A 19,399-nucleotide genomic window follows, 5' to 3' on the forward strand; every position below is an offset into this window, starting at 1 on the left:
CACGGCAAAAGGTTTGGAAACTATTCTAGGCGTTTACTACAAAAACATTACCTTCCTCGTCCACTGCTATAGACAGAGCGCTTAGTTTCTCCCCCAAGCAAGGACCGTGAACACAAACACCTGTATCAATCTCAAACAGCGCACCATGCCCGTGACAGACGATATACTTCGACTCTCGATCGAGGTATTGCCCCCTCCTCATGGGCAACGTTGACCCGGGCCAGTGCGGACAAGAGTTCCGATATCCATATATTTCCCCGAGCTTATTGACCAAAAAAATATCGTCTTTGCCATACAGCGAATATCGGAGCCCTATGGAAGTTCCTGGCAGAACATCATCGATATGACAGATTCGCTCCATTACGTTTCGGCCCAATTAACGCCTACTGGGGACGTTCACCACCCGGCGCCCACTGTTCGCGCCAATGGAACAAGAACACCTGGGAATTATCCATGATGCCCGGAGCAATGCGAGGCTCCCAGTTGTCATCATGCTGGTCCATATCTGCGTCGTATTCGATATGGCAACCCATCGGGGTGTTGAAGTACCAGAACCAATTGGAGCCGAAGCGGTGGCGGCCAGGCCCCCAAAAGGTTTCGTAACCTTTCTCGACCAAGGCAGTGCCGGCGCTGAGGACTTCAGTCGGGCCGCCCATGTGGAAGGTGAAATGCTCACAACCTTGCAGGTGCGGTGGGGTTTGGATAAAGAACAGGGTGTGGTGCTCCAAGGTGCCCGCAGGGCGTAGGAACGGCCCCATGCCGACGAACTTGTCGGTGAGCTTGAAACCGAGGCGATTGGTGTAGAACGCCTCTGCCTTTTCGATATCGGGCACGAAGAAGACGACGTGGGAGAGTGACCGCGGGCGCGCGTCGATCAGCGTAGCCACATCGGACGGAACCCCGGTGACGTTTGCAGGACGACGGACATCGCCCGGAGCGTTCACAACCTCGGCAGGCAAGTCGAGGGGCTTGCGTACAGTGACTTGGAAGCCCAGCGCGAAACCGAGGTCATCAACAAGCTCCAAAGACCCATCGGCCAATGTCTTGACCTCACGCTCACCTTCGAACTCCTGCTTAATCTGCTGCAGCACCGAGGCGTCTTTAACGCCGTAGACGGTCTTTCGCAACATGTTTGCAGTCGGAAGATCCCAGGCCGGTAGAGAAGGATCTTTGCAATGCTTCAGCTCAACGCCGGTGCCATCAAGGGCTTCGAAACGTCCGTTTCCTACAGCTTTCAGACCGTAATCAGTCAGAAACTGCTCGCAGAGAACAACGTCATCCACACCAAAGACAAGCGTATCCGGACCAATAATGTTCATTCAATCACCTTTTTTATTATTCATCGTGCCGTCGGCTCGACCAGCAGACCTGACGAAGCCAACCAGCGACTCACACATGAAAGGCCTGTGCACTTGCGCCCACCTGCCACCCTATTTTGTCAACGTTTACTGCCTATTGGCACATCCCGTTGTGATCTGATCCTTAGGGTAAAAAATAATCTATACGGCACGTACCGTTTTGTAAAGCATTTACCATACTAATCCATTCGAAGCGAGCATCAGTCAAGCCTTCACCTCCAACCAAACCCAAGGCTAAAAGCACTGCTGTGGCAAAACCGAAGCGCAGAGACTATACTGACCGAACCGTATCGTAAGCATCTCCAACGCGGGCTGCACGAGCGTTTTAGCCAACTTGAAAGGACGGATGCATGCAGGTTAAGAAGACCGCATCGAATGAAAAAACATCGGTCGGCCGCCCCCGCAGCGAGGCAACTCGCCGCCAAATCCTTAGCGCGACCATCGCCCTTCTCCAGGAAAAATCAATTCAGGCCATATCCATCGAGGCGATCGCACGCGAAGCTGGTGTGAGCAAGGCGACGATCTACCGCTGGTGGGACTCCAAGGCGCTCATAGTCATCGATGCTTTCATGGAAAACCACCTGGTCAAAACCACCATCCCTCGTGAGCTTGGACCGCGTGACGCGCTGGCCTACCACTTCAAATCGCTGGTAGAGCAGTATTCAGGCTGGCCGGGCCGCCTGGTTGCCCAGATCATTGCTGAAGGGCAATCGGATCCTTCGATTTTGCGTGCCTTCCGTGAGCGTTTCCACTACGGCCGCCGTGCTGTCGTACGTGAGGTACTCGAAGAGTGGAAAGCCACTGAAGAGATTTCCGCAGACACCAACATCGAGATACTCATGGATGTGATCTACGGTGCGGTCTACATGCGCCTGATGCTAAACCACGCACCGCTGGATGAGGCTTTTGCCGAGTCGCACATTGCCTACGTGTATCACCTGCTCGGCATCAACTGAACATCAAAAAAAGCCGGCCCTAAGGCCGGCAATGAGATAGACAAATCTTGGGCTTAGAATGCGGTGTTGTCTTTACCTTTCAGGGCCAGGATTTCGCGTGCCTCTGTTGGAGTAGCGATCTCGATGCCCAGGCCCTCAAGTATTTCCCGGATTTTGCGCACCTGCGCGGCATTCGACACTGCGAGCTCGCTGCGGCCGATGTACAAGCTGTCCTCCAGGCCGACGCGCACATTGCCCCCCAGGATTGCGCTGATGGTCGACAGCGGGATTTGATCCTTCCCTGCCCCCAGCACTGACCAGTGATACTGATCGCCAAACAGGCGGTCTGCGGTGCGCTTCTGGTGCAGGACATCCTCGATGTGAGAGCCAATGGCGCCGCGCAAACCAAAGATGGTTTGAATGAACAGCGGCGGCTTTACCAAGCCCTGATCAAGGAAGTACTTCAGGGTGTAGAGGTGGCTGACGTCGTAGCACTCGAACTCGAAGCGAGTCCCCGCACCACCGATCGTTTTCAGGATCCACTCGATATCCGCATAAGTGTTTCTGAACACCAAGTCCTTGGTCGCCTCAAGGTGCTCAACCTCCCAGCCATACTTCCACTCTCTGTTCTTTTTCGCCATCTCGGACAGATTGAGGTTGATAGACCCCATGTTCAGAGAACACATCTCGGGCTGCAGATCGATACCGGCGGCGGCGCGCTCATTGATCGGCATACCGGGCCCACCTCCCCCCGTGGAAATGTTCACGATCGCATCAGTTTCACGCTTGATGCGGCCGACAAACTCACGGAACACCTCCGGACTACCCGTAGGACGACCATCCTCTGGGTTTCGTGCATGAAGGTGGACAATGGCGGCACCGGCCTCAACCGCTTCAATAGCCTGCTCGGCAATCTCTTCGGGAGTCACAGGCAGGTAAGGAGACATCGAAGGGGTATGTGCGCCACCGGTGATCGCAGCGGTAATGATGGCTTTCTTCACAGTTCCTCTCCTTCGTTAAGAGCCAGAAGGACGAAGAGCATCCGGCAGTTCTTGCCCGACCTGTTCGACCAGCTATGGTTTGTGGCGCGCTGAATTAGGACGTCGCCAGACTTCATCAGCGACTCGCCTTGGTCGAGCATTGCGTAGATCTCCCCCTCGAGTACTACGGCGTAATCCAACGACTCGGTTTTATGGAACCAGAAATGCCGAGGCTGCGCCTTATCACGCACGCCCTCCTTGTCGAGAAACTCGATGAGTTTCTCTTTGTCGTACGACTCATCCGGCGGAAAGTCCACGACGCGCAGCAGCGAACCACCTTCGGAATGGAAGCCGAATTTGTGCCCAGCGGGTGCGGGTTCTGAACCGGCCGCACGGCCTTCCCCTGTAGCCCAGAGCACCTGAGCAACAGGTTTCCCAGGCTCAGCAATGACATTCAGCGCACGACCATCGCTGACGATGATCGATTCACCTTTTTCATCGTGACCGGTAACAATTCGTCGCACTGCTGCGTAACCAAGCTTTGGCAGCTTATTCATCTTTTCCCCACAAGAACGAAACGTTTCGTATTATAATTACCCAAATTTTTTTAAACCCTCGGACTTACATCCATGACAAAGAAAGTTGCCGAGGCATTAGCTATTAATAAATTTCTCTCAAGGTCATAAACCTCACTTCTAGCAAATGCAACTTGGCGACCAACACGATCGACACTACCAATAACTTTTAAACGAGCAGGTCTTGCCGCAGACTGCATGTTCACAGTCATGCTGGTTGTAGCGCAGGTTTTTCCAAATGGCAGCTTACTGAGCACCGCATAGGCCATCGCATAGTCCAGCATGGTCATGAGAGTCCCGCCGGAAACAACCCCGTTGCCCTGAACGGCTTTGGACGAGACCAAGAAACTGAATTCCAATTCACCTGGAGAGCCATTTACCAGTCGAGCACCGAGCTCCTTCAGTCCATCTGTTGTTTCAAGAGCAATATCAAAGGCTTGCTCGGAGATGATTCTTTCAAGCAGTGCGCGGTCGGGACTGTCGTTGAGAGCCTGCATGATCTGCCTCATTTCGTCTCTACGACACACTTCTGGAGCTGATATCCCAAGCCGGAAATCTCAGCTCGCATCACATCTCCATCGGTGAGATAGCGGTTGTAATGGGTACCGTTACCGGCAGGAGAACCAGTACAGATAATATCGCCAGGCAATATCTTGGCGTACCGGGAGATATAGGCGATCTGCTTTTCAATATTGAAGAGCATATCTGCGGTCGTCTCGTCCTGCATGGTGGCTCCGGACACCATGAGTTTCATCTGCAGATCATAGGGGTTGTCAATGAAGCACTTAGGCACAACGTAAGGCCCCAGAGGCAGGAAGCCCGGCTGCCCTTTCGAGCGGAACCAGTCGGTACCGAGCATTTTATAGTCGGTTCGCGGAATCAGGTCGCGGGCAGAGATATCATTTACGATCGTATACCCTGCAACATAATCCATCGCGTCCACTTCACTGATGTTGTATCCTTCTTTACCTATTACGACTGCCAACTCCAGCTCCCAATCAGGCCTTTCAGTAGTGAATGGCAGAATGAGATTATCGTAAGGGCCAGAGATAGCGGAAACAGGCTTGGTAAATACATACGGCTCGCCGTTCGCGACCCGATTATCCATCATTTCCTCAGCCCACCGCTTAAGCTCTTCTTTGCTGAAACCCTCAGGACCGACATTGGCATCAACGGTCATGTCGACCACATGTTTTCGATAATTTGCACCAGTGCAAAAAACTTGCCGGGGCAGATCTACCGCTGGATGAAATTCCAGATGATTCTCATCATACCACTCGGTAGTATCTACCTTTTCAGCCAATACTTTCAGCGACTGGAAGGCGCTGGACCAAGACTCGAGAAGCGCCAGTACACTTTTCCCGCCAAGCTGCGGCATGTCGTGCTCTTCTGCCAGCGTGGAGATGGGAGCAACCTTCCGGTCCACAACCAGACCCGCGAATTTCTCGGCATTTTCATGCTGAGCAGAGAATGTACCTAATGCGAACTTTTTCATGCCCACTCCAAACTTATTTTATCAAGCCAGGTATACAACTTGATCGTACGTAACATCTGAGCCGATGAGCCCAAGCCGCCGACGATGTTCAATTAGCAGATTTACGCCATGCTCGTCAGGAATGAGCGATGCTGGAATAGACTGGACCATTGCGCTAACAGCCTTCTCAGGAATGCCTTCGCTCGCCAGACTCTTTCGGAGCTTTTCCTGATTGTCGGGAAACTGAGCGAGCGCCTCTGAAAGACACTTCAGCCACAATTGTATGCCTGGAGTCGAAGACAGCGATGACCTCCTGACAACCAAACCCTGCCCCGGGAACTCGGGGTAAGACTCCTGCACCACAGCGACCTTATGCATCCCCTCTTTGACTGCGAGAGCATCAAATGGCGGGCCAAGGAGAGTGGCATCACCCTCCCCCTTTACCAGCGACACGTACCGCTCTTTGACACCGCCTACCGGAGCGAGTGTGTAGTCATGAAAGTTCAAGCCTGCTTGATGCAACATTGCTCTCAGGGCAATAACAAATCCATTCTCAGGGGCATCAACCAGGATTTTTGCGCCGACAAGATCGCTGACGCTTTTGATGCATGGGGAGGCAACGATAGAGAGTGGCGTCGTGGCCTCTACTTGAGCCACGATGACAAAATCTTTAGGACCTGGCCGATGATTCCAGTGGAAGACGTTATCCATCGCGGTAACGACGGCATCAACGCTGCCATCCGAGAGCGCAGCGAACTGCTCATCTGAAGAATGGTTCTGACTCGCCTCAAGCGACAAACCAGCGCAATTTTGCCATGCAGCGGCTACCGCGATCGCTGGACGCAGGAACCACATTACTCGGAGCCTGTGATTGGTCATGTCTTATTCTCGTTGTACCTTCGATCAATATAATACTATACGTATCGTATTGTCAAACGAGCGTAAATCTCCCTTTTCCGTTAAGAAAGCCCTTATAAATCAGTCAATAGCAGAAATATTGCATTCCAGCAGATGTCACGGATCCATTGCTTCAGGAACCCGGCCGTCGGTCCTCTTTTGGCAAATGCCTGTCGCAAGCCGGTCGACTCGCTGGCAATCGGGCCAAACAGCATGGATTCAAAGCTCTCGAGGTCTTCAAAGACTAGAAACCGTCTGGGAGGGAATGCCATGAAGGCTACTTAAGCCAGCGCCAAAATTGCGGGCTGGTGTATGGACTGCAGACCAGACAAAAAACTTCGACCAGTCAGAGATTTGATGGGAATCAAAGGGGGAGCGTAGTCTTTTCACGGTAACCGAGAACGCCACGACTCATGCCTTGTATTGGCCCGGCGTTTTCGAAAGGATCGACGCGATCCTCGCCCGTCGCCCTGACGGCATCGTACTGACCCGCCAGTTGCAAAGCCCAGAAGCGCGGGAAAAGCTGATCGCCCGTGGCATTCCGGTGGTAGAGACCTGGGAGCTAGCGCAGGACCCGATCGACACTGTGGTCGGCTTTTCCCACGAGGCCGTCGGCCAGGCAATGGCCGAGCACATTATCGAACGCGGCCACCGCCGCGTGGGCCTGGTCTGGAGCGACGACGCCCGCGCCACTCGGCGGCGCCAGGCGTGTGCCGATACCCTGCGCAAGGCCGGTGTTGAGGTAGTTGCCTGCGAGCTCGAAGCGGTGCCGGTGAACATGGGCCACGGCCGTGAGGCCATGGCCCGACTGCTGGCAGCCAAGGTGCCGATGGATGCGGTGATCTGCAGCATCGACCTGCTCGCCCAGGGCGTCATGGCCGAGGCTCAGGCCAACGGCCTGCGGGTGCCTCAGGACCTGGCGGTGATGGGCTTCGGCAACCTGGAATTCGCTGCGCATACCCACCCTCGCTTGAGCTCGGTGAATGTTGACGGCGGGCGCATTGGCCTGCGTACGGCGGAGTTGCTGCTGCAGCGGATCGAAGGCAGCCTGGGACGTGGGGGACAGGTGGAGGATGTGGGCTTCAGCCTGGTGGTTCGCGAAAGCACCTGAGGGCTGCGTTCGTCAATCGACAGCCCAGTGCTGCAGCTGCGCCGCCATGTGATCCCAACCCTGTTCGACTTCGGCCACCCCGAATGCCCGCAGGCTTGAATGCACCATGCCCTCGCCCACCCAGGCTCGGGCCGCCACACCCGCCGCCGCCAGCGCATCGACATAGGCCAGCCCGTGATCGCACAGCGGGTCGACCCGTGCCACCAGCACCAACGCCGGAGCCAGGCCAGTAAAGTCTTCTGCCTCCAGCGGCATCGCGCAGGGGTCATCACGCTGCGGCGCTTCAGGCACGAAGCCCGCCAATGACTTCATCAACCCCGCCACTGTCATCATCGGCGCCTCGGCCTGTTCGCGCATCGAGGGCAAGTCCTGACGAGCCGTCAGCACTGGATACACCAGCAACTGTCCCAGCGGCTGATCCAGCCCGTCACGGCGCAACGCCATGCACAGGCCCGCAGCCAGCGTGCCACCTGCGCTGTCCCCCGCCACCATCAGGCACCCCTTGCTGAGGCGGGGGTCGACGACTCCGGCGCGCAAACCGTGCCAAGCGTTCAGGCAGTCCTCCAGTGGTGCCGGATAGGCATGCTCCGGCGCCAGCCGGTACTTCACGGCAACGATTGCCAGCGGCACTCGCTGCGCCAGCGCATGGGCAAACCAGTCATGGGTGTCGAGATTGCCCAGGTCCCAGCCGCCGCCGTGCAGGTACAACAGCGTCGGCCATCCCCCGGCCGGCACTTCGCCCGGGGGTGTGTAACAGCGCAGGCGCAAGCCCTCCAGGTCAATATCGGCCACCTGCCAGCCCAGCGGCCGCGATGGCGTGCAGGCACGGCAGGCAGCGAGAAAGGCTTCGCGCCGGGCTGCCAAGCTGTCGTCACACGCAGCGAAGCGCTTGCTGTTGTCGATGTAGGCCTGCATGGCAGGGTCGAGCGGATGGGATACCACGGGCAATCCTCCAGGTCAGAACAAGGGCAAGGTGTAGGCGATGATCACTCGGTTTTCATCACGCCGGCCGGTGGCATCGCCCTGCAGTTCGACGTTGCGCCAGCGCAGCGCCAGGTTTTTCAGTGGCCCGCTCTGGATCACGTAGGTGATGTCGAGGTTGCGCTCCCATTCACTGCCGTCCTCGCCGGCCACCTTGAAGTTGTCGCCCTTCACGTAGCGGGCGAAGGCGGTCAGCCCTGGTACGCCAAGGGCGGCGAAGTCGAGGTCGTAGCGGGCCTGCCAGGAGCGCTCCTGGGCGCGGTCAAAGCGCAGCACCTGAACGGCGTTGGCCACCCCGGGCAGGTCGGTGTCGTGGATGAACGGCAAGGCGCTGTCACCCGCGTTGTACTGGTAGCCGAGGCGGAACGTCTGCGCGCGCAGGTTGGCGCTGAGCATCGCCGAGGTCATGCGGCTGTCGAGCTGGCCGGCCTTCTCGCTGCCGGACTCGCCGGTATCGAGATAGTTGAGGGTCTCGGACAGGTTCCAGTCACCGGCTTTGAGGGTGTGGGTGCCGGTGTACAGGGTTTGCTGGTAGACATCTTCCAGGCGGCCGGTCCACACCCCCAGCGAGGTCTGCGACGTGGCGCGCCAGGTGCCGCCGAGGTAATCGAAGCGGTCGCTGAACACGCTGTAGTAGTTACCCACCTGGATATCCCGGGCGCCGGCGAATTCGCGCTGGTTGACCCGGCGCATCTGGCCCAGGCCGATGTCGAGGTTGTCCAGCTCGCGAATATCCAGCATCGCCCCTTCGAAGAACTGCGGCAGCAGCCGGGCATCGCCAGAACTGACCAGCGGAATCTTCGGGAACAGCCCGCCCACCTTGAGCTCGCTCTTCGAGTACTTGAACTTGACCGCCGCCGTGGCCTCGGAGAACTCGTCCACCGAGCGCGGGTCGGCATTGCGCGGCCCGCCAGCGCGATTGTAGGCTCCGGGTAGCAGCGCAGTGCCGCTACGCGAGGGCGACGAGTCGAGCTTCAGGCCCAGGCCTGCGTAAACATCCACGCCCACCCCGACAGCCGTGTCGGTATAACCCGACTCGCCCTTGAGAATGAAGCCCTGGGCCCACTCCTCCAGCTTCGACTGGGCAGGCTTGGTTGAATCACGCAGGTCGTGGTTGTAGTAGAAATTGCGAAAGGTCAGGTTGGCCTTGCTGTCGTCGAGGAACGCGCCCTGGGCATACAGCGGGCCGAGCCCGAGCAGCAGGGACAAGGGTTTTGCAGCGCGAGCGAAGCCCGCTCCAGTCGAGGAGTGTTTCATTGTTGTTGTGCTCTTCTTATAGGTATGTGGGGTGTTGCGTCAGCGGTGTTGCCAGGTGAATTCGAGGGTGGCCTCCAAGCGCTGGCCCGAGGCGAGTTCATGGGTGCCGGTTTCGGCCCAACTGTCGCGGGGCTGATTGAACGCGTCAGCCAGATGCGACACCGGCTCCAGGCACAGGTAAGGGCTGCCGACCGGGGCGAAGGCAACGAAGTGATTCAGCACCTGCGAGGCCTGAAGGTGCACATGGCCATTGGGATAATCGATTTGCAGCTGTCCATTCCAGTGCGACTGGTAATGCGCGAGAGGCTCGCCGGCATCCGCGTTGATCGACCAGTCCCTGGCACCCTCCTGATACGCGCCAGTAGCCATGTACTCCCCGTCGATCTGCCATTCGCGCCCGGTGCGGTAATGCACGCGCATGTCAGGGTGGCGCTGGAAATACGGGTGTAGCCCGAGGCCGCCAGGCATGGGCGTCCGCCCCAGGTTTATCAGCACCAAGGTGATGCGCAGGCGTGCGCCGTCGAATGCGAAGTGCTGTTCGGCGCGAAACGCCCAGGGCCAGTGCTCGCCTTGATAGTCGCAGGCGATGCTCAAGTGATCGCTGCCTGAGGTCACCACTTGCCAAGGCTGGGTGTGGGTCACCCCATGCAAGGTATGGGGCCGAGCAGCCGGATGCGCAGGCAGCGTGTGTTCGGTGCCGGCGAACTGCAACCGCGCGTTGCGGATGCGATTGGAGTACGGCATCAGCGGGTAGGCGCCGGCCCGTGGCCAGTCCAGTGGGTCGAACTGGCTGGCGTTAATCGGCAGCAGGATGTCCAGTCCCTCGGCATTGAGGTGGGCGATACGCCCGCCCCAGGCCGGCAGCACCCCCAGCGACCAGGTGGCATTACTCAGAACCACGGTGTGCATAGAACCTCCAATGCCATTTTTCAGGCATGCACGGCCCCTGCCGCCGTGCCGAGGCACGGCGGTGAAGCGGTAAAGGGTCGGGCTAGCGGCGGAAGCGCTCGGCCACTTGCAGGTCGATATCCAAGCCTAAACCTGGGCCCTGAGGGATCTGCAGCTGGTTGCCCTGGCGCAGTTCCTCCACCGGGTACAACCAGCCAGCCGGCTCGACGAACAGGTATTCCACCTGCGGCACCCGCCGCTGTACCGCGGCCAAGTGCAGGGTGGCGATCAGGCCCGGGCCGAAGTATGGGCAGTGCGGCAGAATCACCGCCTCATGCTGCTCGGCCAGGCGGTCGATGCGCAGGCATTCGGAAATACCGCCGACTTTGGTCACGCTCGGTTGGATAGAGTCCACTGCAGCAGTCACCAGGGCCTGCTCGAACTGCACGGCGGTGCACCAGTTTTCCCCGGCAGAGATATCCACGCCCTGCCCGCGCAGGCTGCCCAGGGCAGTGAAGTCCTCGGGCGGAAAGATCGGCTCTTCCAGCCAGGCCAGCTTCAGCTCTGCCAGCGCCGGCAGCCAGTCGCGGGTACCCTGCACGGTCCAGGAACAGTTGACGTCAGTGGACAGCGGCACGTCATCGCCAATGGCACGTCGGCAAGCGCCGATTTCATGCAGGGTGGCCTCGTGCAGCTTGATGTCGCTGAACCCCTGTTCCAGCGCTTTTTCGCAGGTGGCCGGGGCCACGTGGTCATCGCCGTAACGCACCAGGCTGGCGTAGGCCGGTACCTGTTCGCGATGGCCCTGGCCGAGCAGGCGGTGCAACGGCAGGCGCTGCCGGCGGGCGGCCAGGTCCCACAGGGCGATATCGAGACCGGAAATGGCGAACATCGTCACGCCGTAGCGACCGAACAGGTGCAGGCGCTGCTGCAGTTCCAGATTCAACGCAGGAATGTCGGTGACCTCGCGGCCCAGCACTTGAGGCGCCACCAGCCGGTCGATCAGCGCCTTGGTGGCGTCGGCGACGAAGTAGCCGAAAGCTTCGCCCCAGCCAACGTTACCCAGTTCGTCCTCAACGCGCACCAGCACGTTCTCTAGCGTGCGCCAGGCCGAAGGTGTTCCGCCCACCCCACGACCGCCGTCATGGAAGGGGATTTCGACGATCTGGGTACCGATGCGGACGATCTTCATGCTTGCTCCAGAACACTGGCCAGGGCCACACCGGCATAGGCGCCACCCACATGGTCACGGCCGGAACCGACCGGGGCCATAGCGTCATAGGCGAGGAAGTTGTCGGCCAAGTGCTCGGCCGCATTATCCTGCGGCCGGTAGCCCAGGGCGCGGGCACGGCTGTTGTGGAAGAGCGCCTGGGGGCATTCCGACACGCCGTAGACGATCTCATGGCGCACCTCGGGGTGCTCCAAGCCGATCAGCATCAACTGAGCCAGGTCGCGGGCGCTGGTCCACAGGCGCAGGCGACGGGCATCGGCGACCTTGGCGTCGGCGTTGCCGATGCGCACGATGAACGTGGCCAGCTCGCTGCGTTGGGAGAAGGTGGCGCAGGCCGCTTCGCCGAACACCTTGCTCAGCGCGTAGTAGCTGTCCGGCGCCACCGGGTGGTCGTCGAACTGTTCGGCAGCATGCGTGGGGTACTGGCCCAGCACATGGTGGCTGCTGGCGAACACGAAGCGCCGCGCCCCGGCGCGCTGGGCCGCTTCGAGCAGGTACAAGGTAGCGTGGTAGTTGGGCTCTACCGTGGCCTGGAACTGGATATCGGTACCGTGGGCACAGGCCAGGTGCAGCACCGCGTCGACACCCTCGCAGGCCTGGCGGACGAAAGCCGGGTCGGTCAGGTCGCCGACCAGGGCGGTTTCATTGGCCGCCAGCTCGCTGACCGGTCGGCGATCCAGCAGGCGCAGGTTGAAGCGCTCGCGCAAGTAGGGGCGCAGGGCGGTTCCGACGATTCCGGCGGCGCCGGTGACTAGAAGCGTAGGCATGGTGTATTCCCGTAAAACGTGGGTAGCAGTCATTTCAAGCGGCAGCGATGACGTTGGCTTGCCGAGCCGGCTTCTGGCCGACGAACAAGGCCACGATCAGCGCACCAACGATGCCAAGCACGGCAGCCAGACCAAAGCCGCTGCTGTAGGTGCCGGTGGACTGGATGATGAAGCCGGTCACGGTCGGCGCAACGATACCGGACAGGTTGGCCAGGCCATGCATGAAGCCACCGGCAGTACCTACCTGATGGTCCGGCACGGCATCTTGGATCAGCGACCAATAGGCTGGCGCGGTAAGCATCAGGAAGCCAATGGCCACGGTCATCACCACCACGGTGCTGGTCACGCTTTCTACCTGGCCGGTCAGGCCGATGCACACCGCAGCCACCAGCAGGCAGCTGACCAGCACCACTTTGCGCGAGAACAGTTGCTTGCCGGTGCGCTTGTACACCCAGTCGATCAGCAGCCCGCCACAGATGAAGCCGACGGTACCTACCAGCCACGGCAGTGCGGTGACGATGCTCATGGCCTTGAGGTCGATACCCTTGGCCTCGATCAGGTAGCTGGGGAACCAGGTCATGAAGAAATAGAGGATGTAGTTGTAGCAGAACAGCGAAACGCCAGTGACCAGTACCGAACGCTGCAGGATGATCTGCAGCACCGGGGTGCGTGGTGCGTCTGCAACGGCAGTGACCGGGGCCTCACGGCCCTCGTTGATCAGCGCTAGCTCTTCGGCCGACACCTGCGGATGCTCTTTGGGCGTCGAGGCCGCCAAGCGGTACCAGGCGATGGCCCACAGCACGCCGATCACTGCGATCACTACAAAGGCCACGCGCCAGCCCAGCCACAGGGCGAGAAAGCCCACGATCGGGCCAGCCAGGGCGCCGCCTAGCGGGCCGCCAGCCTGATTGATGCCGATGGCGCGGGCGCGTTCCTTGATCGGGAACCAGCTATTAACGGTCTTGTTGGCGGTGGTCGACACCGGGCCTTCACCGACGCCAAACAGTGCGCGCACGATCAGCAGCGACCAGAAATTGAAGGCCAGTGCGGTAGAACCGCACAGCAGCGACCAGAAGCTCATCGACCAGGTCAGCACACGCTTGGGCCCGAAGCGATCGGCCAGGTAGCCACCGACGAAGCAGAACAGCGCATAGCCGAAGAAGAAGCTGCTGAAGATCATGCCCTTCTCGGCGGGCGTAAGGTGATACTCCTGAGTAATGAACGGCATGGCGATCGACAGGGCAGCCCGATCCACATAGTTGATGATCATGGCCAGGAACAACATGGTCAGGATCGTCCAGCGATAATTCTTTTTCTTGTTCATGTACGACTCCGCCCGGCACCTGTGATGCCGGATCTTTTTTGTTATAACGCCTGGCCCCCGCAGAGGGCCAGGTGCCTCTGGGGTCAATCAGACGCTGTAATCCACCGCCACCCACTCGAAGTACTGCTTGAGGTCGGCGACCAGGGCCTGGTGCGCCGGGTGTGGCAGGTAACGCTGCACTGCGTCAGCGTCGTCGAAGCTGGACTCGAGGATGTAGTCCCAGCAGATCGGCCGATCCAGTTCGTTGGCCGCGACCCGCCAGTCGCGGATGAAGTCGATTTCTTCGGTGAGGTCGCGCATCCGCGCCACCAGCACTGACTCCAGTTCAGGTTGCGCTTCGACGCCCGGTAGGCGGCGGAACAACACAATATGTCGCATCATCGCCCTGCCCTCCTCAGCCCAGCACCCAGGCCGGCGCGTCTTGCAACGCGACCGGGCGCAGGAAGCGCTCGATGGCGGCATAGCCGACCGAGGTGGACTGTGGCGCGGTGGACGACGGCCATGGTCCGCCGTGCTGCTGGGCGTGACACACGGCAACCCCGGTCGGCACGCCGCTGAACAGTACGCGCCCGGACACTCGCTGGGCCGCACGCAGCAACTGGCGGTTATCAGCGTTGTCGGCGTCCAGGCCCCACAAAGTAGTGGTCAGGGTACCGCCGATGGCTTCGAGCACCTCGGCCGCCTGGGCCACGGAACGCGCGGTGACGATCAGCGCCGCCGGGCCGAACATTTCTTCACGCAGGTGAGCGTTGGCAATGAACGATGCCGCATCGCTGGCGAACAGCCGTGGCGCCGGGCCAGCCCCATCGGCCTGCGGGGCGAACACCGCTGTGGCATTGGCAGCTACCGTGGCAGCTGCCGCCTCGAAGCCTTCCTGCATGCCCGGGGTGAGCATACGGTGCGTGGCAATCGGCGCAATGGCCTCGGCCAACTGGGCGACGAAACGCTGACTGTGGGGTGAGTCGAGCAGCACGATAACACCGGGGCTGGTACAGAACTGGCCGCAACCCAGGGTGATCGAGCCCGCCAGGGTCCTGGCCAAGGCTTCACTGTCTTTTTCCAGCACGGCTGGCAAGGCCACCAGCGGGTTGATCGAACCCAGCTCGCCGAAGAACGGCACCGGGCGCTCACGGTCATTGGCGGCCAGCCATAGGGCTTTGCCGCCCTGGTAGGAGCCGGTGAAGGCCACGGCAGCGATTGACGGGTGCTGGACCAGATAGGTACCCGCGGCACGATTGGGCGCTTCGGCCAGGGTCAGCAGGCCTGCCGGCAGGCCCTGGGCGCGAACCACGCCAGCGGCCAAGGCAAAAACAGCGCGCGACAGTTCCGGGTGACCGGAGTGCGGCTTGATCACCACTGGGCAACCGGCCGCCAAGGCCGACGCAGTATCGCCGCCCAGTACCGAGAAGGCGAACGGGAAGTTGCTGGCCGAGAACATCGCCACCGGGCCCAGCGGGCGCTGCACGCGGGTCAGGCGCGGACGGCCGGCAGGTGGTGCACCGGCAATGGCTTCATCATCGACCTGACGGTATGGCACACCGGCTTCCACTTCGCTGGCGAAGCCTCGCAGCTGGAAGGCAGTGCGGGCCACTTCACCGTTCAGGCGGGCTTCACCGAGGCCGCTTTCGCGGTCGGCGATGGCGACCAGCTCAGCCTGCTGCTGTTCCAGGGCATCGGCCAGGCCGCGCAGCAGGGTGGCGCGCTGGGTGGCGGTGGAATCGGCCCAGAAGTCGGCGGCGGTGGCCGCTTGGGCGACGACTGCGTCGATGGCAGCGAAATTCGGGTTTTGCGTGGTGGTCATGGGGAGCTCCTTCAACAATTGCGGTGTGGCCATTCGCGGGACAAACCCGCTCCCACAGGGACAGCACAGGGTTCAGCAGCGGTGCAGTACTTGCAGGAGCGGGCTTGCCCGCGAAGAGGCCTGTGGCCTTAACGCGCCTTCGGCTCCAGGTGATACCCACGGCCGACATAGTCGAAATCGACCAGCTCGTTGATCACCACGTCCTTGTCGGCCGGCGAGGCGTAATAGGCGCGAATCTCTTTGATCAAGCCGCTCTGCTCGTCGAACACGTACCACTCGTCACCACGCAGGGCCGTGCCGAGCTTGCTCTTCCAGTGAGTCCACTCGATCACCGCTTCGTTGCTGTCGTGGCTCACCAGGATCTTCTCGATGGTCCACTGCGAGCCCAGGTTCTCCACGCACCACACCCATTTCCGGGCGATGGTGTCGGCAGTGCGCCACGGAATTTCGGGCAACCCCGAGGGGAAGTAGTGCACCGCGTCTGGGGTGAAGCAGGACACCAGCTTGTCGTAGTCGCCTTCGTTGCAGGCGTCGAAGTAGCGGCGGATCAGTTGTGCATGCTTGTGCTCGGCCATGGCTCAGCCCTCCTCGCGGTCGATGATCGACGGGATAGCCGGGCGGCCGGCGGCGACCCAGGCGTGGTAGTCGGACACCGACGCCGGGCTCGGCGGGTACACGCCCCACAGCGGCTCGCCTGCGGCAATGCGCATGGCCAGATAGCCTTCGATGTCATCCTGCACACTGCACACCTCGGCCAACTCTTCAGCCAGGTGCGCAGGAACCACGGTCAGGCCGTCGGCGTCACCGACAATGATGTCGCCCGGGTACACGGCCACGCCGGCGCAACCGATCGGCACCTGCAGGTCAGCCACGTGGTGATAGGAAATACGCGTGGTCGCGGTGATCTCGCGGGCATAGGCTGGCAGGCGCATGGCGGCGATCTCGCGGCCATCGCGCAGCGCGCCATCGGTGACGATGGCTTTGGCGCCACGGGCCAGCAGGCGGGTCACCAGGATGTTGCCGGCCGACGCGGCGGCCGGATCGTTGCGGCTGTCGATCACCAGAACGTCGCCCGGCTGGATCTGCTCCACGCCCACCCATTGCAGGTTGTCGTCGTTGGGTTTGGTGGTCATGGTCGAGTAGGTGTCGATGTCTTCACGGGCGGGGATGAAGCGCATGGTGAAGGCTCGCCCGGCGAACGGCTTGGCATCACGGCACATGGCGCGCAGACCGACCAGCGCTGGCTGACGGAAGCCGCGCTTGAACAGCTGGGTGGTCAGCGAGCCGCTGCTGCAGGTGGCGAGCTTGGCCAATACTTCGTCGCTGACGACGACCTGTTTGCCAGAGATGCTCTCATGGGCATCGGCGTAGTTGTGGATGACGGACATTGTTGTAGGTTCTCCTCGCGGGTTCATCCGATGGGCGGCCAGGGCAAATTCCCAACATATGGAACATGCGTTCATGAATGCCCTGCTGAGGCCGATTCTATGGCGGAAAACCGGGATAAAAAGGGGCAGAATGGGTGCTCAGGAAGTCGAGTTCCAACAGATGGGAATCAAACAATGAAAGCAGGTGAAGGCACCGCCGCGCTCGAAAAGGCCCTGGACGTGCTCCAGGCCATTGGCGCAACCGCCAACGGCATCAGCCAGGCCGAGCTGGCCGAGCAGGTGCCGCTGCCGCGCACCACGCTGTACCGCATCATCGCCACCCTGGTGGAGCGCGGCATGATTCGCCGCGACCCGACACGCAAGGTCTACCGCCTGGGCTTCAACTACCTGGAGATGGTCCGCAACGCCTACCTGGAGCCAGACCTGGTGGCCGCCGCCAGCGCCGAGCTACGTGCCCTGCGCGACCTCACCGGCGAGACCTCCTACCTAGCGGTGCTCGACGGCAACCAGGTGCTCTCGCTGGAACGTTGCGACGGCGCCCACACCCAGCGCTCGGCCGCAAGCCTCGGCCAAGGCAAGCCGGTGTACTGCACCGGCCAGGGTAAGGCGATCCTCTCCGCGCTCGCCCCTTCTGCCCGCGACGAGATCCTCAAGGGCCTGGTGCTGGCACCGCTGACGCCGCTGACCATCACCGACCGCCGCCGGCTGCTGGCCGAATTGCAGATTACCCAAGTGCGCGGCTACGCCCTCGACGACGAGGAAATTCGCCTGGGCATCCGCTGCGTCGCCGCGCCGATCGTCGACAAGCAGGGCTTGGTTCGCGGCGCCCTGAGCGTGGCCGGGCCGGCCTACCGCCTGACACTGGAACGCCTGACCCTGCTCGGCCCGGAACTGGCTGACGCGGCGCGCCGGGTCGGTGAGCAACTGCGCCCGGACACCACCCCGCGTGCCACCAGCGAGCTCAGCGTGCTGCCTGGCCCTTGGGCGTTTCACGGCGCGTTCCCGCGTTGGCACGCGAACCAGCGCGTGCTGTACTGGGCAGACACCCTGGCGCCGGCCATCCATTGCTGGGACGGCCACAGCAGCCGCCTGCTGACCCGCCTCGACCTACCGATACGCGGCATGGAGCTTCATCCAGACGGCCTGCTGGTGGCCCAGGCCGGCGGCTGGTCACTGATCGACTGGGATGGCAAAGAACACCCGCGCCAGGATCTGCTCGGCAGCCGCCTGCTGGCCTTGGCCATGCATCCATCCGGCAACTTGTGGGCGTGTGCCAAAAGTGGCAATGGCTGTTTGATCGGCGAACTCAGCGCCGAGGGCGAACTGCGTCATGGCTGGTCGTTGCCTGAGCCGGTCAGTGCGTTTCGCTGGGATGCCAAGGGCAAAGCGGTCTATGCCCTGGCGCCGGAAGCGGGAGATATCCTGCTGATGCAGCCGGGCAGCAGCAGCGTGCGACGGCTGGCCTCGCTACCGCGTGGCGGTGGCAGCTTGGGCGGGTTGGCGCTGGATGGTAAAGGAGGTGTCTGGACCACGCAGCTGGACGGCTGGAGCCTGGCGCGCTTCGATGCCGAGGGCAATCTGGACCAGATGATCGGGCTGCCGGTGCCGAGCCCGACCGATCTGTGCTTTGGTGGGGAAGATGGCACCCTCCTGTTCATCACCAGTGCTCGCCATGCATTGCAACTGGAAACCTTGGCCAGCGCGCCGAATTCAGGATGCCTTTTGCAAATGCAGACTTGAGCTTCAAGGACCGCACGTGTCGACCAAACACAGACTCGATACCATGGCGATATACTGAGGCCCAATATGCACCACCTCGACAGCTGTCAGAAATCGCCATTCCCGATCGCGCATCCTGCTGGGGGTACCGAGGGTACTTGTGGGGGTACATTTATGATTTTCCGACCCTGAAATGCCGCCCTAGAGCCATGTCAAAATGTTCTTCGGCGACCCTGAGAGTCTTTAGGCGTCGTCGGGCAGGCTGTTCAACTGATCACTTCTGTCTTTGAATCGCCCTTGGTTTCCTAGACACCTCAAACTCTCACTATGAGACTGATCGTGTCCCTGGAAGTGGTGTAACTCGTCTTTCGGCGCTATTGAGCGTCCTCCCCGCCTAAGCTTCATCAGCAGAAAACCAGGATTGACCGAGTAAGGATTATTCCTTACCACCCAATCAATACATCTGGGAGAACGCTCATGCCTGCCATCCACGAAATCGCCACGTTGACCTCGAAGGGGCAGGTCACACTCCCCAAATCCGTTCGCCAGATACTGGGCGTTGACAAAGGTGGCAAGATCGCATTCGACGTACGCGGGGGGGGGGGGGGGGGGGGGGGGGGGGGGGGGGACCCCACACCAAGACCCAGCCAGCGGAGCGGTCCGGGGTTTGCGGGAGGGTGATGTCCGGGGCGCCCGCACCCGCACCCCGGGGC

Annotated in this window: 20 protein-coding genes and 1 pseudogene; 4 read left to right on the forward strand and 17 right to left on the reverse strand. The window is 60.8% G+C overall.

Annotated elements, in window-relative coordinates; translation table 11 throughout:
• Positions 1 to 25: 25 nt before the first annotated feature.
• Positions 26 to 361, reverse strand: a complete 336-nt coding sequence (locus tag FHW75_RS27115) for a Rieske 2Fe-2S domain-containing protein (RefSeq protein WP_081717242.1) — start codon at positions 359 to 361, stop codon at positions 26 to 28.
• A 22-nt stretch (positions 362 to 383) separates the two neighbouring features.
• Positions 384 to 1,319: a VOC family protein gene (locus FHW75_RS05200; RefSeq protein WP_027608962.1), complete on the reverse strand. Its 936-nt coding sequence runs from the start codon at positions 1,317 to 1,319 to the stop codon at positions 384 to 386.
• Positions 1,320 to 1,708: 389 nt separating this feature from the next.
• On the opposite strand from FHW75_RS05200, the gene FHW75_RS05205 reads away from it, so the two are divergent.
• Complete coding sequence (locus FHW75_RS05205) at positions 1,709 to 2,314, forward strand: TetR/AcrR family transcriptional regulator (protein WP_027596515.1); 606 nt, start codon at positions 1,709 to 1,711, stop codon at positions 2,312 to 2,314.
• A gap of 53 nt (positions 2,315 to 2,367) precedes the next feature.
• On the opposite strand, the gene FHW75_RS05210 is transcribed toward FHW75_RS05205, so the two are convergent.
• Genes FHW75_RS05210 through FHW75_RS05230 form a run of 5 tightly spaced genes read right to left on the reverse strand, consistent with a single transcriptional unit; the run spans position 2,368 to position 6,177 of the window.
• Positions 2,368 to 3,294, reverse strand: a complete 927-nt coding sequence (locus tag FHW75_RS05210; protein WP_027596514.1) for a 3-keto-5-aminohexanoate cleavage protein — start codon at positions 3,292 to 3,294, stop codon at positions 2,368 to 2,370.
• Entirely contained in the window at positions 3,291 to 3,830 is a 540-nt protein-coding gene (locus FHW75_RS05215) for a cupin domain-containing protein (RefSeq protein ID WP_027596513.1), read from the reverse strand. Before FHW75_RS05215 ends, FHW75_RS05210 begins: the two co-directional genes overlap by 4 nt.
• 50 nt (positions 3,831 to 3,880) lie before the next feature.
• Complete coding sequence (locus FHW75_RS05220) at positions 3,881 to 4,345, reverse strand: PaaI family thioesterase (protein WP_183673266.1); 465 nt, start codon at positions 4,343 to 4,345, stop codon at positions 3,881 to 3,883.
• Between the two features lie 8 nt (positions 4,346 to 4,353).
• A complete protein-coding gene (locus tag FHW75_RS05225) occupies positions 4,354 to 5,343 on the reverse strand; it encodes a fumarylacetoacetate hydrolase family protein (protein WP_027608964.1) in 990 nt (329 codons plus the stop codon).
• A gap of 21 nt (positions 5,344 to 5,364) precedes the next feature.
• Entirely contained in the window at positions 5,365 to 6,177 is an 813-nt protein-coding gene (locus tag FHW75_RS05230) for an ABC transporter substrate-binding protein (RefSeq protein ID WP_157767039.1), read from the reverse strand.
• A 460-nt stretch (positions 6,178 to 6,637) separates the two neighbouring features.
• Between FHW75_RS05230 and FHW75_RS05235 the strand changes: the two genes are divergently transcribed.
• Entirely contained in the window at positions 6,638 to 7,330 is a 693-nt protein-coding gene (locus FHW75_RS05235; protein WP_050580657.1) for a substrate-binding domain-containing protein, read from the forward strand.
• A gap of 12 nt (positions 7,331 to 7,342) precedes the next feature.
• Here FHW75_RS05235 and FHW75_RS05240 read toward each other — a convergent pair whose 3' ends face one another.
• The 10 genes from FHW75_RS05240 to FHW75_RS05285 all read right to left on the reverse strand — a co-directional run bounded on the left by FHW75_RS05240 (position 7,343) and on the right by FHW75_RS05285 (position 16,967).
• Positions 7,343 to 8,272 (reverse strand): alpha/beta hydrolase, encoded by a 930-nt coding sequence (locus FHW75_RS05240; protein WP_233454336.1) that lies wholly within the window; start codon positions 8,270 to 8,272, stop codon positions 7,343 to 7,345.
• Between the two features lie 15 nt (positions 8,273 to 8,287).
• Positions 8,288 to 9,568 carry an OprD family porin gene (locus tag FHW75_RS05245; RefSeq protein ID WP_183673268.1) on the reverse strand — a complete coding sequence of 427 codons (1,281 nt, stop codon included), beginning with the start codon at positions 9,566 to 9,568 and terminating at the stop codon, positions 8,288 to 8,290.
• Between the two features lie 39 nt (positions 9,569 to 9,607).
• On the reverse strand, positions 9,608 to 10,477 hold the full coding sequence (locus FHW75_RS05250) for an aldose 1-epimerase (RefSeq protein WP_027608968.1): 870 nt from the start codon (positions 10,475 to 10,477) through the stop codon (positions 9,608 to 9,610).
• An 82-nt stretch (positions 10,478 to 10,559) separates the two neighbouring features.
• A complete protein-coding gene (locus FHW75_RS05255; RefSeq protein WP_027608969.1) occupies positions 10,560 to 11,648 on the reverse strand; it encodes a mandelate racemase/muconate lactonizing enzyme family protein in 1,089 nt (362 codons plus the stop codon).
• Complete coding sequence (locus FHW75_RS05260) at positions 11,645 to 12,454, reverse strand: NAD(P)-dependent oxidoreductase (RefSeq protein ID WP_183673270.1); 810 nt, start codon at positions 12,452 to 12,454, stop codon at positions 11,645 to 11,647. Before FHW75_RS05260 ends, FHW75_RS05255 begins: the two co-directional genes overlap by 4 nt.
• Before the next feature lie 34 nt (positions 12,455 to 12,488).
• Positions 12,489 to 13,778, reverse strand: coding sequence for an MFS transporter (locus tag FHW75_RS05265; RefSeq protein ID WP_027608971.1), 1,290 nt, complete (start codon positions 13,776 to 13,778; stop codon positions 12,489 to 12,491).
• An 87-nt stretch (positions 13,779 to 13,865) separates the two neighbouring features.
• The gene (locus FHW75_RS05270; protein WP_027608972.1) at positions 13,866 to 14,159 is read right to left on the reverse strand and encodes a Dabb family protein; all 294 of its coding nucleotides are present in this window, start codon (positions 14,157 to 14,159) and stop codon (positions 13,866 to 13,868) included.
• Positions 14,160 to 14,172: 13 nt separating this feature from the next.
• Positions 14,173 to 15,579: an aldehyde dehydrogenase (NADP(+)) gene (locus tag FHW75_RS05275; RefSeq protein ID WP_183673272.1), complete on the reverse strand. Its 1,407-nt coding sequence runs from the start codon at positions 15,577 to 15,579 to the stop codon at positions 14,173 to 14,175.
• A 128-nt stretch (positions 15,580 to 15,707) separates the two neighbouring features.
• Positions 15,708 to 16,154, reverse strand: coding sequence for a nuclear transport factor 2 family protein (locus FHW75_RS05280; protein WP_027608974.1), 447 nt, complete (start codon positions 16,152 to 16,154; stop codon positions 15,708 to 15,710).
• A gap of 3 nt (positions 16,155 to 16,157) precedes the next feature.
• Complete coding sequence (locus tag FHW75_RS05285) at positions 16,158 to 16,967, reverse strand: dimethylmenaquinone methyltransferase (RefSeq protein WP_027608975.1); 810 nt, start codon at positions 16,965 to 16,967, stop codon at positions 16,158 to 16,160.
• A gap of 174 nt (positions 16,968 to 17,141) precedes the next feature.
• Between FHW75_RS05285 and FHW75_RS05290 the strand changes: the two genes are divergently transcribed.
• Both FHW75_RS05290 and FHW75_RS26730 read left to right on the forward strand, forming a co-directional pair.
• Entirely contained in the window at positions 17,142 to 18,707 is a 1,566-nt protein-coding gene (locus FHW75_RS05290) for an IclR family transcriptional regulator C-terminal domain-containing protein (protein ID WP_027608976.1), read from the forward strand.
• Between the two features lie 456 nt (positions 18,708 to 19,163).
• Positions 19,164 to 19,287 (forward strand): annotated as a pseudogene (locus FHW75_RS26730) (AbrB/MazE/SpoVT family DNA-binding domain-containing protein); the annotation flags it as partial.
• Between the last annotated feature and the right edge of the window lie 112 nt (positions 19,288 to 19,399).

It is taken from the genome of Pseudomonas sp. OG7, assembly GCF_014192825.1.
Classification (GTDB): domain Bacteria; phylum Pseudomonadota; class Gammaproteobacteria; order Pseudomonadales; family Pseudomonadaceae; genus Aquipseudomonas; species Aquipseudomonas monteilii.

What these genes read in the sequence shown, in the direction of transcription:
- FHW75_RS27115 (WP_081717242.1), bottom strand. Translation starts at nt 361, where the DNA reads ATGGAGCGAATCTGTCATATCGATGATGTTCTGCCAGGAACTTCCATA.
- FHW75_RS05200 (WP_027608962.1), bottom strand. Translation starts at nt 1,319, where the DNA reads ATGAACATTATTGGTCCGGATACGCTTGTCTTTGGTGTGGATGACGTT.
- FHW75_RS05205 (WP_027596515.1), top strand. Translation starts at nt 1,709, where the DNA reads ATGCAGGTTAAGAAGACCGCATCGAATGAAAAAACATCGGTCGGCCGC.
- FHW75_RS05215 (WP_027596513.1), bottom strand. Translation starts at nt 3,830, where the DNA reads ATGAATAAGCTGCCAAAGCTTGGTTACGCAGCAGTGCGACGAATTGTT.
- FHW75_RS05220 (WP_183673266.1), bottom strand. Translation starts at nt 4,345, where the DNA reads ATGCAGGCTCTCAACGACAGTCCCGACCGCGCACTGCTTGAAAGAATC.
- FHW75_RS05225 (WP_027608964.1), bottom strand. Translation starts at nt 5,343, where the DNA reads ATGAAAAAGTTCGCATTAGGTACATTCTCTGCTCAGCATGAAAATGCC.
- FHW75_RS05230 (WP_157767039.1), bottom strand. Translation starts at nt 6,177, where the DNA reads ATGTGGTTCCTGCGTCCAGCGATCGCGGTAGCCGCTGCATGGCAAAAT.
- FHW75_RS05245 (WP_183673268.1), bottom strand. Translation starts at nt 9,568, where the DNA reads ATGAAACACTCCTCGACTGGAGCGGGCTTCGCTCGCGCTGCAAAACCC.
- FHW75_RS05250 (WP_027608968.1), bottom strand. Translation starts at nt 10,477, where the DNA reads ATGCACACCGTGGTTCTGAGTAATGCCACCTGGTCGCTGGGGGTGCTG.
- FHW75_RS05255 (WP_027608969.1), bottom strand. Translation starts at nt 11,648, where the DNA reads ATGAAGATCGTCCGCATCGGTACCCAGATCGTCGAAATCCCCTTCCAT.
- FHW75_RS05260 (WP_183673270.1), bottom strand. Translation starts at nt 12,454, where the DNA reads ATGCCTACGCTTCTAGTCACCGGCGCCGCCGGAATCGTCGGAACCGCC.
- FHW75_RS05265 (WP_027608971.1), bottom strand. Translation starts at nt 13,778, where the DNA reads ATGAACAAGAAAAAGAATTATCGCTGGACGATCCTGACCATGTTGTTC.
- FHW75_RS05270 (WP_027608972.1), bottom strand. Translation starts at nt 14,159, where the DNA reads ATGATGCGACATATTGTGTTGTTCCGCCGCCTACCGGGCGTCGAAGCG.
- FHW75_RS05275 (WP_183673272.1), bottom strand. Translation starts at nt 15,579, where the DNA reads ATGACCACCACGCAAAACCCGAATTTCGCTGCCATCGACGCAGTCGTC.
- FHW75_RS05280 (WP_027608974.1), bottom strand. Translation starts at nt 16,154, where the DNA reads ATGGCCGAGCACAAGCATGCACAACTGATCCGCCGCTACTTCGACGCC.
- FHW75_RS05285 (WP_027608975.1), bottom strand. Translation starts at nt 16,967, where the DNA reads ATGTCCGTCATCCACAACTACGCCGATGCCCATGAGAGCATCTCTGGC.
- FHW75_RS05290 (WP_027608976.1), top strand. Translation starts at nt 17,142, where the DNA reads ATGAAAGCAGGTGAAGGCACCGCCGCGCTCGAAAAGGCCCTGGACGTG.